General features: G+C 64.4%; 17 protein-coding genes. 7 read left to right on the plus strand and 10 right to left on the minus strand.

All coding sequences use genetic code 11. The features are described 5' to 3' along the window. Window positions 1-64: 64 nt before the first annotated feature. The 3 genes from ACZ51I_RS02715 to ACZ51I_RS02725 form a co-directional block, all read right to left on the minus strand. Window positions 65-610: a DUF4231 domain-containing protein gene (locus ACZ51I_RS02715; RefSeq protein WP_468871041.1), complete on the minus strand. Its 546-nt coding sequence runs from the start codon at window positions 608-610 to the stop codon at window positions 65-67. 45 nt (window positions 611-655) lie between these two features. Further along, window positions 656-817 carry a hypothetical protein gene (locus ACZ51I_RS02720; protein WP_468871043.1) on the minus strand — a complete coding sequence of 54 codons (162 nt, stop codon included), beginning with the start codon at window positions 815-817 and terminating at the stop codon, window positions 656-658. Between the two features lie 215 nt (window positions 818-1032). Then, entirely contained in the window at window positions 1033-1566 is a 534-nt protein-coding gene (locus tag ACZ51I_RS02725) for a flavoprotein (protein ID WP_468871044.1), read from the minus strand. A gap of 434 nt (window positions 1567-2000) precedes the next feature. On the opposite strand from ACZ51I_RS02725, the gene ACZ51I_RS02730 reads away from it, so the two are divergent. Together ACZ51I_RS02730 and ACZ51I_RS02735 are read left to right on the plus strand one after the other, a co-directional pair. Continuing rightward, complete coding sequence (locus ACZ51I_RS02730; protein WP_468871045.1) at window positions 2001-2273, plus strand: hypothetical protein; 273 nt, start codon at window positions 2001-2003, stop codon at window positions 2271-2273. Between the two features lie 204 nt (window positions 2274-2477). Further along, entirely contained in the window at window positions 2478-2777 is a 300-nt protein-coding gene (locus tag ACZ51I_RS02735; RefSeq protein WP_468871046.1) for a hypothetical protein, read from the plus strand. A gap of 807 nt (window positions 2778-3584) precedes the next feature. On the opposite strand, the gene ACZ51I_RS02740 is transcribed toward ACZ51I_RS02735, so the two are convergent. From ACZ51I_RS02740 to ACZ51I_RS02750, 3 genes are all read right to left on the minus strand, one after another. Next, window positions 3585-4406: a hypothetical protein gene (locus ACZ51I_RS02740; RefSeq protein ID WP_468871047.1), complete on the minus strand. Its 822-nt coding sequence runs from the start codon at window positions 4404-4406 to the stop codon at window positions 3585-3587. Window positions 4407-4611: 205 nt separating this feature from the next. After that, window positions 4612-5112, minus strand: coding sequence for a hypothetical protein (locus tag ACZ51I_RS02745; RefSeq protein WP_468871048.1), 501 nt, complete (start codon window positions 5110-5112; stop codon window positions 4612-4614). Between the two features lie 58 nt (window positions 5113-5170). Next, window positions 5171-5926: a GntR family transcriptional regulator gene (locus ACZ51I_RS02750; protein ID WP_468871049.1), complete on the minus strand. Its 756-nt coding sequence runs from the start codon at window positions 5924-5926 to the stop codon at window positions 5171-5173. A gap of 78 nt (window positions 5927-6004) precedes the next feature. Between ACZ51I_RS02750 and ACZ51I_RS02755 the strand changes: the two genes are divergently transcribed. From ACZ51I_RS02755 to ACZ51I_RS02770, 4 genes are all read left to right on the plus strand, one after another. Next, window positions 6005-6283 (plus strand): hypothetical protein, encoded by a 279-nt coding sequence (locus ACZ51I_RS02755; RefSeq protein ID WP_468871050.1) that lies wholly within the window; start codon window positions 6005-6007, stop codon window positions 6281-6283. Window positions 6284-6788: 505 nt separating this feature from the next. Beyond that, window positions 6789-7052, plus strand: a complete 264-nt coding sequence (locus ACZ51I_RS02760; RefSeq protein ID WP_468871051.1) for a hypothetical protein — start codon at window positions 6789-6791, stop codon at window positions 7050-7052. Continuing rightward, complete coding sequence (locus ACZ51I_RS02765; RefSeq protein ID WP_468871053.1) at window positions 7009-7716, plus strand: GntR family transcriptional regulator; 708 nt, start codon at window positions 7009-7011, stop codon at window positions 7714-7716. Before ACZ51I_RS02760 ends, ACZ51I_RS02765 begins: the two co-directional genes overlap by 44 nt. Next, the gene (locus ACZ51I_RS02770; protein ID WP_468871054.1) at window positions 7713-8060 is read left to right on the plus strand and encodes a hypothetical protein; all 348 of its coding nucleotides are present in this window, start codon (window positions 7713-7715) and stop codon (window positions 8058-8060) included. The genes ACZ51I_RS02765 and ACZ51I_RS02770 overlap by 4 nt, the downstream gene beginning before the upstream one ends. Window positions 8061-8403: 343 nt before the next feature. Here ACZ51I_RS02770 and ACZ51I_RS02775 read toward each other — a convergent pair whose 3' ends face one another. From ACZ51I_RS02775 to ACZ51I_RS02790, 4 genes are all read right to left on the minus strand, one after another. Further along, window positions 8404-9516: a DUF262 domain-containing protein gene (locus ACZ51I_RS02775; protein WP_468871055.1), complete on the minus strand. Its 1113-nt coding sequence runs from the start codon at window positions 9514-9516 to the stop codon at window positions 8404-8406. Beyond that, window positions 9509-10108, minus strand: a complete 600-nt coding sequence (locus ACZ51I_RS02780; RefSeq protein ID WP_468871056.1) for a hypothetical protein — start codon at window positions 10106-10108, stop codon at window positions 9509-9511. The genes ACZ51I_RS02775 and ACZ51I_RS02780 overlap by 8 nt, the downstream gene beginning before the upstream one ends. Before the next feature lie 1661 nt (window positions 10109-11769). After that, window positions 11770-12123, minus strand: a complete 354-nt coding sequence (locus tag ACZ51I_RS02785; protein ID WP_468871057.1) for a hypothetical protein — start codon at window positions 12121-12123, stop codon at window positions 11770-11772. Continuing rightward, the gene (locus ACZ51I_RS02790) at window positions 12120-12590 is read right to left on the minus strand and encodes an NUDIX hydrolase (RefSeq protein ID WP_468871058.1); all 471 of its coding nucleotides are present in this window, start codon (window positions 12588-12590) and stop codon (window positions 12120-12122) included. Before ACZ51I_RS02790 ends, ACZ51I_RS02785 begins: the two co-directional genes overlap by 4 nt. Here ACZ51I_RS02790 and ACZ51I_RS02795 point away from each other — a divergent pair, their 5' ends adjacent. Continuing rightward, window positions 12591-13388 (plus strand): GntR family transcriptional regulator, encoded by a 798-nt coding sequence (locus ACZ51I_RS02795; protein WP_468871059.1) that lies wholly within the window; start codon window positions 12591-12593, stop codon window positions 13386-13388. The last annotated feature ends 56 nt before the right edge of the window (window positions 13389-13444 follow it).

Here is a 13444-nt window from a genome sequence, read left to right on the forward strand (position 1 = left end):
CGCCGTGTAACCCCCGGTGGGCCCCCGCCAGGGGCCCACACCCCTTCTCGCCTCCCCGTACACCTCAGCCGCTCCGGACCTCCTCCCCCGCCCCCCGCCGAGCGGCGGGAACGTCGTGCTGCCGCACATCGGAGTCGACCTGGCCGCCGAGGGTCATGACGTTCAGGGTCGCGGAGTTCTCGCTGGCGATGGCCTTCTCGGCGCGGGCGACGAGGACGGAGAACGCCTCGCGCTCGGTCAGATCGCGATACGGCCCGACCCTGGCCTCGAAGTAGACCCGTTCGTGCCCGAGCAGCTGCTCCGTCGAGCGGTAGTTCTTCCACTGCTCCCGGTAGCGGTACACGCTCTCCAGCGACACGGCGGCGACGACCACCACGCTCAGCACCGTGGCGACGACCCGCGCGAACCCGAGGTCCACGTTCACGAACACCGGCACCAGCGCACCGCCGACGACGGACACGGTCCGCATCCGCAGATGCATGGCCTTCATCCGGGTGGCCTTGGTGTCGTACCACTCCTGGTACCGCACGAGCCGCGTCTCGATGTACCGCTGCGAGGTCATCTCCCCGTCGGGCAAACCTGGTTCGGACGCGTCCGCCATCTCAGACATGCCGGGAGTACACCGGCCAGGAAGCGGCCACGTCAACTTCCACCCTCAGAGGTGCCGCTTGGCCTCACGGACGAAATCGCTGATGCCGTCCCGCGTCCGTATCCGCACCTCTTCCAGCTCGGCCCGGCTTCCGGCCCGCTGCAAGAGCGTGATGTCGTCAAGGAGTTCTCCACCTCTCAGGCTGAGCCCGTCGTCGTCGGTCAGCATCTGCACCCGGAACAGGGCTTCCTGAGCCGCGGACCGAAGGTCGTAGGCGCGCGCGTGAACTCGTGTCCCTTGTCGGCCGTGCGCCGCTGGAAGGCGAGGGTGATCCCCGAGCCGAGCAGCGTCCCCACAACGGCCATGGCACTGGCGATGATTGCTTCCACTCCACCACCTGATCACGCCCCGCCGCCCCGCGCGCCCCGATCGCCGGAACGGCCTCAGCCGACCGCCGCCCGCTCCCGTACGGCATCGAGGGCCAGCCGCCACGGGTAGGGCTCCCCCTGCCCCGGCTGATGCGGTACGAATCCGTCCTCGCCGTACAGCACCGAGACCCCGGCACCGCGCAACGTCTCCACGGACCGCTCGAACTGCGGGTGCTGGGCGTAGGCGGCGTTCAAGCACGGCATCGCGACCATCGGAATCCCCTTGCCGATGCCCTCCGCGACCACACCGACGACGAACTTGTCCGTGATCCCCAGCGCCCACTGGTTGACCGTGTTGAAGGTGGCGGGCGCGACAAGGACCGCCGAGGCCTCCGGCCACACATCCGGCTCGCCGGGCAACTTGTAGTCCCAGCGCACGGGATGCCCGGTAAGAACGGCAAGCCCCTCAAGCGACCCGGCAAGCCAACGGGCCGCGGTAGGGGTGAGCCCGAGACAGACGTCCCATCCGTCGGCCTGCGCGTCCTCGATGACGCGAGCAATATCAAAAACGGGCTCGGCAGCGCTCGCAAACAAGTACAGGGTGCTCATGCCTTCATCCGACCACACCCACCCCGAAGAACGCCGAAGACCCCTCGCCTGATCGACGAGGGGCCTCCGTACTGGCGGGCGCGGACGGTTTCGAACCGCCGGCATCTGCTTTGCAAGCTCGAACAAGTTAACCGCGTACAGCCAACAGCCGGGGGCTCCCGTGTGGAAAGGCGCCAACGGAAGGAGGCGGTTCTGTGGTAGCGGTACTTCGTTGCGAGGAGGCCCTACGGGCTGGAGGCCTTGGGGTCGGCGCTGACCCACCCCTTACCGCCCGATTCGCAGCCGGCGTACGGGCCCCGACTTCTCGCCCCATGGCAGCTCCCGCCCAAAGCCGTTCCGTAGGTGTTCGGCGGTCCAGGGCTCTCCGGATGCGCATGCCCGCCAACCGGGTAACGCTGGTAGAGATCCCGAACCCTCACACACTAGGGATAGCCATGATCAAGAAGCTTCACGACATGGGCATGCGAAGCGAACACGCGTACATGGCAGCCTTCGCTTCCATCGGCCTCTCCATCGCCACCTGGATGACATCCCTCAAGGCCGAACCCGGTGCGGGACTCGACCGTGCCGACCGGTGGGGCATCTTCGTCGGCGAGTGGGCGCCCACCTTCTTCGGGCTGGGCCTCGCCCTATCTCACTACGAGCAGTCAGAGGGCACTCTCCTCGCCAGCGTCAAGGACATCCGCGAAGAACGAGAAGCCGTGTAGATGCGGCTGCCTCAAGGGGGGCGGTGCTGCCACAGGCGGTACCTTCCCCACCACGGCGGGCACACCACGAGATTCAGCGCCCGGCGTGCCCCGCGCGCCCGAATCTCAGCAGCGTCCTAACCACTGGACTGTGCGATCTTGCCAGCATGGGCGAGGACGCCCCTTCTGCACACCTCCCTCACTGCGGCCTGCCGTGAGGAGCTGGTGAGCCGGAACGTCGCGACACTCGTCGAGCCGCCCACCGTCGCCGCCCGGGAGCTCCCCCCCTGCTCGCTGGATGAGACGCTCGGCTTCCGCCGCGGTGAGGTCGTCGGGCTCCGCTGGGAGAACGTCGACCTCGACAAGCGGGAGATCCGGGTCAGGACTCAGCGCCAGCGGGTCGCCGGGGAGGTCTACGAGGACGATCGCCGCTGCCACCGAAGAGGCGCGACGCAGATCCTCCACCGCTCCCCCTCGACGAAGTCCCGGTCCTGGACCCCCAGCCACAGTGACCATGGGCGTTGATGTCAGAAATAGATGTCAAAGGCCCCTCGCCATGATCGGCGAGGGGCCTTTGTGCTGGTGGGCGCGGACGGTTTCGAACCGCCGACATCTGCTTTGTAAGCCTGGCGCCCGCAGTTGATCCGTCACCGCAGCTCAAGCCTCTGTGCGCTGCGACGGCTCTCACGAGCTGTCGATCCCGCAGCGATCCCCCAGTGACCGTGGTTGACCGTTCGTTCTGGCACGCATCTGGCACACATGCTCAGAGCTCAACCCGCTCGCTCACGACATCGTCAGCAGGCTCCCCATAGCGGAGCACGACGTGCGCCGGCCGAAACGGAAGCGCACGCAAGCCTGGCTCCATCACCTGATACAGAGCGTCCGCATCAGGACCATAGGCGAAGATGGCCGCCTTGCCCCCACCGAACTCATTACCGTCGAACTCACCGACACCCGCAGCTGCGACTGCGGCCCCGATAGACTGCTCGGCCTCAAAAACCAGTGATCACTGATCAGGTTCACCAAGATCGTCGCCACCCAACTGGAAGGAGCAATCACGGCGTGCTCCGGAGGCGTCGCCGGCAAGTCGAAGAGGACCTCTTGCATGACAGCACCCTCCCACCGAGCACTGACAGCCAGCCTCTGACGAGGTATCCGAGCCTGCGGCGCCCGACCGACGCCCGCTTTGTAAGTTCGCCCAGCTACATCGCCAGCCTCACGACCACGCCCGTGGCCAAGCTCTACTCCAGGCGTCGAGGGTGCGCGTGACCCCTCAAGTGCACCGACGTTGCCATCACAGACTGCCGTCAGGCCAACGCAGCCCCTGGGGGCTTAACTTGTTATGCCATTCGCTTCAGGCGTCGCCGAGGCCGTGTCGCCCTTGGACCTCAACATGACGCGGGCAGCCTCCACGAGCGCCTCCAAATCTCGATCAATTGAGATGTTTATCCTGTCGCGCTCGGTCGTGGCCAGCCAGTCGAAGTTCAAATCTCCTAGGGCGTCGAAGATCATCTTACTGGGCAGTCCTGTAGCCTCACGCACGATGTCGTGTGCACGTTGACGAGCGCCTTCCGTCTCCTCCGAACCACCGTCTCGCAAGACGGATTGATATGCCTCCACCATTTCGATCGCCTGTCGAGCAATGGCCGCCGAGCCCGTATGGTCACTGCGTCTTTGCATCCTGAGAAAGTTCTGTATGAACTCTGTGGGCCCGTTCAGCGCGGCATTCAACGCTGCGCTCATAACGTTATCTCGGACAGATGTTGCTGCCGTGACGACGGCTTCGGATGCAACAAGCTCAACCTCGGCGTACTTCTGAAGCATCACCTGCTCCGCAGCTTGCCATTGCTCGTCCACCGTGTCATCTGACGGATCTTCCTCGTAGAAGCGGTCGATCGCACGACGTAGATCACGGACCGTCTGGATGAATTCGGCTGTCTGGACCTGCCTGACAGTCCACAAGGCGGCCTCACGCTGCGCCTCGGCCGCGATCCTCGCTGCCTCTCGTGCCGCCGCCGCTTGGTCCCGCCCCCCGTTCGCTTGAATCTTCGCGCCACGCACGCCAGCGAGGTACGAGCCGATGATGGCGAGGGCTGCCACCAAGGCGGCGAAGATCTCAGGGTTGTCCTCGAAGTACTGCTTGAACACGTCCACCGGGACATCATGCCGAACACCACTGGTCCGCAGCAGAGTTACGTCGCTCGCCACCATCGACGGCGCCGCTCCGGCGCGGCTGGGGCGACATCGTCCTCGGACTGAAGCATCTCGCGGGCAGCCCCGACCAACGTGGCCAGCTTCTCTCCCACAACTTCGTACGTCTCCTGCTGCTTCGAGAACCAGCGCCTCATTGTGCACCCAGTTACCCAGCCTCGACACAAAGCAGCGGCGATGCCGGCCTGTTCTGTTCCGCAGCAAACCAAGCGGCGATGTCATCCAGCGTGTTCCTTACGGGCCTGCCCGCGAGGTACTTCGTGTACTGGGCTTCCTGACGTGGCGCTGGCCGACCCTCCGAAAGCCTGTCAACGGGCAGCCAAACCATTTCTTCAGCACGCAGGGGAGCCCTAAGCGGGGCAGCGATGCCTGAGACCTTCTCTATGAGCATCGGCAGCTGGTGCGTTGCCCGATTCCTCGCGAATCGAGTACCCAGCATGATCTTGCGACCGTAGTCCTGACAGTCCTTGTACACGACGTCTCGCGCCTCTAGTTGCTCGTCGAGCACACAACCCCAGTAAATGACCTCAATAGCAGGGATGATCAGGTGTTCCTCAGGATGGCCCTGGTCTAGCTGGCTGTAATAGCGCACCCGCGCCGAGTGGAAGCCGTGCAGTGCCACGCGAAGCATCTCTGGCTGTGTCGTCACGAGCTCAACGGTAAGACGTGGCGCAGCGCATGGGGGAGGGTCACAACATCCGCCCCCGCTAACGGCTGATGGGGATCTCATAGACGATCTCGCACAGGGCGGCAGGGACGACGATGTCCGCCGTCTCCACTGGGCGGCCCTGGTCGCTGTAGTAGGTCCGCCGGATGTGGGTGACGAGCGAGGCCTTCTGAACCCCGAGGAGCGACGCTTCGTCGGCAGTCGCCTGCCGCGGCTCGGGCTGCTCCACGGCGTGGCTGATGGTGACGCCGATCTGGGCCATCCGATTCACGACGCCAGCCCCGGCGTGCGGCCCACCCTCGGGAAGGACGACAAGGGTCCCGCCAGTGAGGTCGTACGGCTCCCAGCTCGTCGACAACTGCACAGGCCGACCGTCAGCGAGGAACTCGTACACGGTCCGGACGCACAGCTCGCCCTCACCAATGCCAAGCCGCGAAGCGATCTCCGCCGGCGCGGGCACCTTCGCCTCCGTCCGGCTCTCCCAGTCCCCCTGCTTCCCCACGGCCTTCATGTCAGCCCGGAACGGAGAACCGCCGCGCTGCTCGCGCGCCGAGGACCGAACCACCCGAACACGCTGACGAGATTCGGCGACGTACGTGCCCGAACCCGCACGGCCCTCCAGGACCCCCTGGGAGATCAGTAGCTCCTGCGCCCGGCGGACCACGTTCTCGCCGACACCGCACTCCTGGGCGATCTGAGCACGGGAGGGGAGCCGGTCTCCAGGCGCCCACTCATGCTCCGCGATCCGCTGTCGAAGGACATCCGCGATGCGGAGATAAGGCGGCTGCTCAGGCATATGGAAAATCTAGTCCACTAGCTCTAATCTAGTTAACTAGCTTCACGTAAAGTGATCGCGTGGCGACGGAGGCTCCTTGTGCCTGCTCCAGAAGTAAGCGCTGAGGCCATCGCCGCCCGGCTGTCCGCCCTCGGGCTCACCACACGCGTGGAGGAGCACACCCGACACACGTCGATCGAAGCGGAGGTACCGGAATCCCTCCCGGCCGAGGCATGGCGGGAGGCCCTGGAAGTGGTGGCGGAGGCCGATCGGTTCGGGCTTCTCGCCAGCAGTCTGAACGGCCGCACGTTATGGGCCGCCGTACACAAAGCGGTCCCCGCGACGGGCGACGTCCGGGGACCTGGCCGTCAGCGATAGGAGCTGATCAGCGTGTTTAACCGTATCCGCCGCGCGGTCTCGCGCACCAGAGAGCGACACCTCTCGAAAGACAGGCATCGCCGTCCCTTAACACCCCATCGACCGAGGATCGTTCACCACGGCCTCTACGACTGGCCGACGCTGCTCACGGCACCGCACCACAACCGCACGGACGTCTTCGCTGGCGAGGACAGCGCGCTCGTACGCCCATACGTACTGGCCAGCGAGGAGCGTGCATTGCGGCGCTCGACGCCCCCGCCTCACGATCTCCTCACGCACACGTCGTTCGCACCGACGGAGGCCCTCTGATGCCTCGTCGTCACCAGTCGCGAGTGACAGGCTCCGCAGCTGCCTACCGGTCGAGCGCGTGCCGGATCGGCACACATCACGAGTGCGCCCACTCCGCCCCCACCGCAGCGCCGGTCGACATCCCCGTGGTCTACGAAGCGTGCGACTGCTCCTGTCATCCGGCCGGCGACCGGAGCACACCGAAGGAGGTGCCCCAGTGAGGGGATGGGCACCCAGCGGTGCCCTTGCCTCCAACGTCGAGATCACCTCGGTCACCGTGCAACTGGGAGACGTCATCCAGATCGGCGGTCAGCCGTGCCGGGTCGCCGACCTCTTCCAACTCCCCGGCGGCGCGAAACGCCTCCTCTTCGAATCCGGCGAGCTGCTGACGATGCACTCCCGGACCCGGCTCATCGCGTTGCGGATGCTGAGAGGCGGTGACTCACGCCGTGTCTTCCCTCCGTCACACCATCGCCGATGACCTGCGAGCCCAAATCTCAACGGGCCGCCTCAGGGCCGGCGAACGCCTCCCCTCAGAGCCTCAGCTTGCCGCCCACTACAAGGTCAGCACGGCGACCCTGCGGCTCGCCCTCGCGTTCCTCCAGGCCGAAGGGCTCATCGAAAAGGTCCACGGTAAGGGGAACTTCGTCCGTCCCCCACTCCGCCGCATCACGTACGTCGGCGGTGGCCGCACACCCTTCGACCCCGCACTCCAGGTCAGTATTCGCGCGACCAACCTCCGGGCGCGCGGGCACCTCAGAGCCCTACTGAAGGTCTCGCCCAACAGTCCTTTGACCGAGTTCCTCTGCGTCACCCACGAGGGAAAGTCACCGCACAGCCTGGCCCGCATCTACGTCCCCCGGGACCTGGCGCCAGCCGCCCAACTCAGTTTGTCGCCGTGGCCCCAGAGAGCGGAGCCGATATCAACGGAGATCCGAGAGACAGTCACCGCCCGCCTCCCCACCCCAGAGGAAGCGACAACTCTCCGGATCAGCTCCACCCTGGCCGTCCTCGCGATCACGAGCGTGGCAACCGATACCACCGGCCGCGTAGTGGAAGCCGCGCTCCTGGTGCTCCCCGGCGACCGCACGGACGCAGTCTTTACCACACACCCCACGACCGAAGAGAGGAAGACGGAAGGATGACGCGCGACAACGAACTGCGGCTCCTCCCCTGGTCGGGCACCGACGGCAAGCCCTGCTTCCTGAGCACCGACGACAGCAACAGCCACTTGTCCCGCCTGGCCGACGCCACCGAAGCCATGCAACTCGACCGGGCGGGCGCGCTCCTTGACTATGCGTCCGAGGAACTCGGCAACAGGAAGGCTAATCCGGAAGAGCTGCGAGCCCTCGCGACGGACCTCACGGAAGCCTTGCGTAACACCCTGCGTGTAGCAGAGAGCCGCGGTCACCGCCTGCCGGTGTCCGGCCCGGGCCCCCATGACAGCGACACCGAGACCCCAATGCTGCCGGAGGCAGCCTTCGGCTAGCGAGCAACGCACCCACAGCGACGAAGAAGCCCCGGAGTCAGCCCGGGGCTTCTCTGCTCTGCACACGGGTCTAGAGCCCCGTGAGTCCCATGAGTCTCCGCTGGTCAGCGGCGCCTACGTGTGCCCTGCCTAGCCCGCTCGGTCCATCACCGGGACACACCTCGCGGAGGGCGCTTCCGGACATCAGCTGGGACCGGCAGGCATCAGCTAACTACTCCGAAGGCCTGCCCTCTGTGGCACTCCCAAGGATCAGACGAAGGCCGTCTCCATGCCCGGAAAATCCCCATCCAAAGGCCCGGTGCGAGGATTCGAGGTCAGACCTTAAGCGTCAAGCTTAGACGGATCAACTCTTGAGCTTCTTCGAAAGAACCAACGTCAGTTGCTGAGAGCGAACTCGACGTGATCCCAGGTCGGACGAGTTCCGGATGCCCGATGTATAGTCTTCGACGATTTTCTCGACTTCCTCAACGGTCATGCCGACCATAGCCGCAAGAGCCGCCAACAGACTGGCAGTTTCCCCATTTTCTCCATTGCGCTTCCTGGCAGAGACTGCGCGCTGGAATAGGTCAAGAAGGTCCCGAACCTGCGCCCTTTGGTGCCTGTCAGCACTGAACAGCTCCTCGCGCAGCCCCCAGGAGGCATGTAGCAACGTAAACATGTCAACAATGTTCGACCACCTGGTTCGACCGACCCACCTGCTGGTATCAATGAGGAGCGTCAACAGTTCGAGAAACTCCGCCGAACGGTCCCGATAGTCCTCGAAATCTGCGGAGATCTTGTCATACCGTTCATTGAGTTCGGTCTTCTTATTTGACAGTCCGAAGATACAGGTACCAAATACCTCGGCATAGAACTCCAGATCGCCGCCTCGCTTACGTCGTTCACCGCTGAAGACGCCGGACACTGCACTTAGCTGGTGAGCCGCACAGTCTTTGAGGAAATCATTGAACGGGCCAGGAAGCAAAGCATTTCGGAGCTCTTGTTCCGTCAACACCATGTTGACCCTGTTGACGCGAGCGAAAACTGCGCGCACAAACTCATCGGCAAGGTTGGAAAGGCGACGAATAGGGAAGCGATATTGGAAGAACTCTTGGCGCACCTCGTCGGGCAGCTCCTTGAAGAACTTCCCCTCGAACTTCTCGCTTAGTTCGTCATCCTCCAGCCCGTCCAACGGAAACTTGTTGTTCAGAAACCCAAGCAAGGAAGTGAGGCGCTGCTGACCGTCGACAACGGAAGCAGTCTGCTCCCCTTCCGGCGTCGTCTCATACGAGAGATAGATCTCCGGGATCGGGTACCCAAGGAGGATGGTCTCCATCAAGGACACCTTGGCGCGATCGGGCCAAACGGCCTTGCGCTGGTACTCAGGCTGGAGGATCAACTCACCTGACTTGTCCAGCGATCGGAACTCCGCCACCGTCTTCGACTCGATCTCAAACTTAAGTCCGTGATCAGCCATGATGCACACCCTCCTCAATCGCGCGATCGCGCGCGATGTTCACGCTCTTCACCTGATAGTTTCTAAGCGACCCGTGGCTGCGGTATAGACGGTAATTGATATCACAGTCCCTGAAGGCTCCACCAATATCCTGAATGAAGAGATCCCTAGACCGTGACCAATGCTCCCCGAAGGACAGGTGCGGCAGTACGATATCAAGGGCGATACATTCCTCAAAAACCAGCTTACGCAAGTAATTCTTCTTCTGAGAGAATCGATCGTCCTCAATTATCTCCCGGAGCTCACCCCACGCCTTGTCGAACAGTTCCGGCGAGATCACCGCGATATCCAAGTCCGAGCCTTCGTGGAATTTCTTATAGTTCTTCTTGGGGTTCATGGAGTAGCCCAGACGAGCGCTTCCGACCAGCTGGACAGCCATCGGGTCCACCCCTAGCTCGGTTGCGACCAGATGCCGCCATTTGATGTAGTTGAGTTCTTGAGGCCACACTGCGGGTGTTCCGTCGAACAGCCGGGCAGTCACAAAGAAATCAACTTCCTGCCCCAGAGAACTGAACTCCTTCCAGAATTCGAGCAGCCCTGAAAAATCGTCCATCGTGCCCCCTCAGCAAGCGTCGAGCTAATCACGCATGCACTGCAGCTGCTACATCTCCGCCGCACTGACTTGAAAATGATTGATCCGGAACCGCCAATTTGGCGGCGCGGTCATCGTGCGATCTCACAAGAAATCGTGCAAGGATCCTAGCGCGTTTCATCAGGCCGCAGGTCTGTTCAGTTCAGGCTGTTCCCGTCATCGCAGGTGGAGACCTGTCCGACCTACTTTCAGACGCGGCTGGACACCGTCGCCGACCTGACAGGTACCGTCGTCACCATGCACACCCAGTGCGAGCACCCCCACTACCTCCACGGCCGGGCCAACTGGACAGCTCCATCTGGATCCGGTCAGTTACCTGCTGATCGGAACCTCGCAGACGATCTCGCAGAGCGCTGCGGGCGCGATGATGTCCACCGTCTCCACAGGTCTGCCCCTGATCGCTGGTACTTCTGCTGGATGCGCATCGCGGGCCAGCCGCTAAAGGCCCCCAAGTCTAGGTCGGCTGGGGGCCTTTGTGCAGGTGGGTGGTTAACGACGTCTCACCGCCCACACATCACGTGGTGTTCGTCTTCCGTTGAGGTGAAGGCGGGCCACGCGACTGAAGGCGCCCATGGCTGCAATGAACCGCGTATCCGCTTCCCTGCTCTCCGGCAACTCAATGTTCAGCTGTGCTAGTTCCTCGGCGCTGCTCGTACCCAACATGGCAGCGTCATCGTGGATAGCGTGAGCCCGACGGACGAGTTCGCCGGCCACGCTGGCCACGTGGTCTGGCCCTTCTAGAGTGATCACGATGGAAGCGAGGGTCAGAGGACCCGTGCTGACACCAACGCAGAGCTCGGCAGCGCGGACGCAGATCCGTCCAGTATCCGGGGACTCTCCCGCTTCACGTGCCTCCTGCTTGGCGCGGGCTACACACGTGGGCCAACGAGACGAAGTGCTGAAGCCGTATGCGGCATCAAGGAATTGGACATATGCGTCGCGTTGGTGCTGGCGGCGGACGGCATCTACGCTGCCGCGGCCTTGCGCCCGTCCAGCGGCGTAGGCAGCTGTTGCAGCGACGAGGACTGCCGGTAAGCCGATGATTGCTGTGATGACTTCGGGTGCCATAGACCTGAGCTTGCCTCCTCGATCCAATCCAGATCAACAGCACCGCCACTGGACTGCACCTGCCGCTAAACGAAGGTCACTGGACAGCATTTGGCCTGCAGCTGTCATGGGCTCGCCGACCTTACCCACCGCTGCCCCGGCTCCCGTCCCGTCTGCCGTCGACCCACATACCGTGGAGCAGGCGCGGTGCCGGGCGTCCAGGTGGAGCGCGCCACTGTACGAACGACCTGGACGCCCGGTGCCGTGTCTGCTCGGCTCTGCCTGGGTCGACGGCAGACGGGACGGGAGTCCCCACCGCCACACCCCACCGGCCGGCACCCGCGCACGGGCCCCCTCCATCCCGGAGCCTGAGCGCCCCCGCCGGAGGCGTCGTCCTGAGCCGCACTCGCGTACCGCCTCGGTTGCATCGTGGTTCGTCACCCATCAACCCGAGCCGTCAGGCGTGCGGCCGGCGGCCGGGCTGGAGCGGGGCGCAGACAGGAGCGCAGGCCCGGGCGACGGGCCGCGCGCGCCGCGCCGCGCGCGGCGGGTGCCTTGATGAAGTAGAGAAAGTCTTACCGCGCTTCTGGGCTTCGCTCGGCCCTGAACTCGCTCAGCAGGTCGAAGAACAGGTCGATGCCTGCTCTGCCGCTTGCTTCCGCAGCCTTCGTGATCTCGACAGCCCACCCCAAGGGACTGGCGTAGGTGTGGCCAAGTCTCGGCCACAACCATTCGGCGAACAGACCCCGGTGTTCGAAGTCCGTCATGGCCTCGGGGCCGTGGATCTCGGATGCAACTCGGTAGCCGTACAGCATCGCCTGGAGCTCCAGGAGGGAACCGCCGCGTACGAACATCCCGGGTCGCAAGCGGACCTGTTCCAGGAAGTCATAGACGTCGCGCCACTCGCTGACGGGCTTCGCGCCGGTCATGCGGACGTGTCCAGGAGGTGGCGGCCGTCGTGGCTGCGGACGTGGGGGCCGTTGTCGTCCAGGGCGTCAAGGAGGCGGATTGCGTAGACCTCGGCCATGCGTTCCTTGACCTCGGCCGGCGTGAGCCAGTCGACCGCGGTGGACTCATCTGAGGTTCGCTCCGTGCCGCCGGCGGGCTTGCAGCGGAAAACCAGGGCGACGATGCCGCGGGTGGTGTTCTTGTAGACGCCCGTCAGCTCGTCCACCTCGACGTGGATACCTGTCTCCTCCAGGACCTCGCGGGCGACGCCCGCTTCCGGTGCCTCGGCGAGTTCGAGGACTCCTCCCGGGAGCTCCCACGTGCCGTTGTCCGCTCGGCGGATCGCCAGGAGGCGGCCGTCTTCGCGCACTACCGCTCCGGCTACGGACACGGAATGCAGCGGCGTTGACTTTGTTCCCGCGCTCCCACTACTCATGTACAGGAGCATATGAGAGTGGGTAGGACTGTGGGAACTCCAGCAGGAGCTGGCAGGGCCGTACCTCGGTACGTGCAGATCGCCGACGAGATTGTCCAGCAGATCCGGTCCGGCGTACTGAAGCCCGGTGACATGGTGCCCAGTGAGTCCGAGCTCGTCGAGCGGTACGGGGTCGCCGGCGGAACCATCCGTAAGGCCATGGTGGAGGTCCGGGCCAGTGGGCTCGTCGAGACCCGGCACGGCAAGGGGTCGATCGTGAAGGACCGGCCTCCTGTGCGACTTCGGTCCTCGGATCGGTTTCGCGCTTCGCATCGGTGGGGCGGTAAGGCTGCCTACCTCGCCGAGTCCGAGCAGTCCGGCGCCACGGCAAAGGTGAGCGTTCTCTACATCGGGCCCATGGAAGCGCCCGCGGACATCGCCGAACGGCTCGGTGTCGATGCGGGGACACAGGTACTCGCGCGGCGGCGTCTGTACTTCCGGAACGGGACGCCCGTCGAGACCGCCTCGTCGTACCTGCCGTGGGACGTTGTGAAGGACATCCCCGAGCTGTTCGCCGAGAACCCCGGCCCCGGCGGCATCTACGCCCGGCTCGAAGACCACGGCCACACCTTCGCCGAGTTCGTCGAAACGCTTCAGGCCCGGCCGGCCTCGAAGGCGGAAGCGTCCGAGCTGGCCCTGAGTCCTGGCGCCTCCGTGGTGCACCTGCTGCGGGATGCCGTGACGAAGGAGGGACGGGTCGTGGAGGTCTGCGACACCCTCATGGCTGCTGACCAGTTCGTCTTCCAGTACCGGATCCCCGCGACCGACTGACGCGCGCTCAACTTCCCTCAACCCGCTGCGGTTTCCTTCTGCGGCGGGTTGACTCA

Source organism: Streptomyces sp. NPDC034084 (assembly GCF_055575535.1).

Coding starts and splice junctions, on each gene's coding strand:
- ACZ51I_RS02715 (WP_468871041.1), bottom strand. CDS start 610: ATGTCTGAGATGGCGGACGCGTCCGAACCAGGTTTGCCCGACGGGGAG.
- ACZ51I_RS02720 (WP_468871043.1), bottom strand. CDS start 817: ATGCTGACCGACGACGACGGGCTCAGCCTGAGAGGTGGAGAACTCCTT.
- ACZ51I_RS02725 (WP_468871044.1), bottom strand. CDS start 1,566: ATGAGCACCCTGTACTTGTTTGCGAGCGCTGCCGAGCCCGTTTTTGAT.
- ACZ51I_RS02730 (WP_468871045.1), top strand. CDS start 2,001: ATGATCAAGAAGCTTCACGACATGGGCATGCGAAGCGAACACGCGTAC.
- ACZ51I_RS02750 (WP_468871049.1), bottom strand. CDS start 5,926: ATGCCTGAGCAGCCGCCTTATCTCCGCATCGCGGATGTCCTTCGACAG.
- ACZ51I_RS02770 (WP_468871054.1), top strand. CDS start 7,713: ATGACGCGCGACAACGAACTGCGGCTCCTCCCCTGGTCGGGCACCGAC.
- ACZ51I_RS02775 (WP_468871055.1), bottom strand. CDS start 9,516: ATGGCTGATCACGGACTTAAGTTTGAGATCGAGTCGAAGACGGTGGCG.
- ACZ51I_RS02780 (WP_468871056.1), bottom strand. CDS start 10,108: ATGGACGATTTTTCAGGGCTGCTCGAATTCTGGAAGGAGTTCAGTTCT.
- ACZ51I_RS02785 (WP_468871057.1), bottom strand. CDS start 12,123: ATGACCGGCGCGAAGCCCGTCAGCGAGTGGCGCGACGTCTATGACTTC.
- ACZ51I_RS02790 (WP_468871058.1), bottom strand. CDS start 12,590: ATGCTCCTGTACATGAGTAGTGGGAGCGCGGGAACAAAGTCAACGCCG.
- ACZ51I_RS02795 (WP_468871059.1), top strand. CDS start 12,591: ATGAGAGTGGGTAGGACTGTGGGAACTCCAGCAGGAGCTGGCAGGGCC.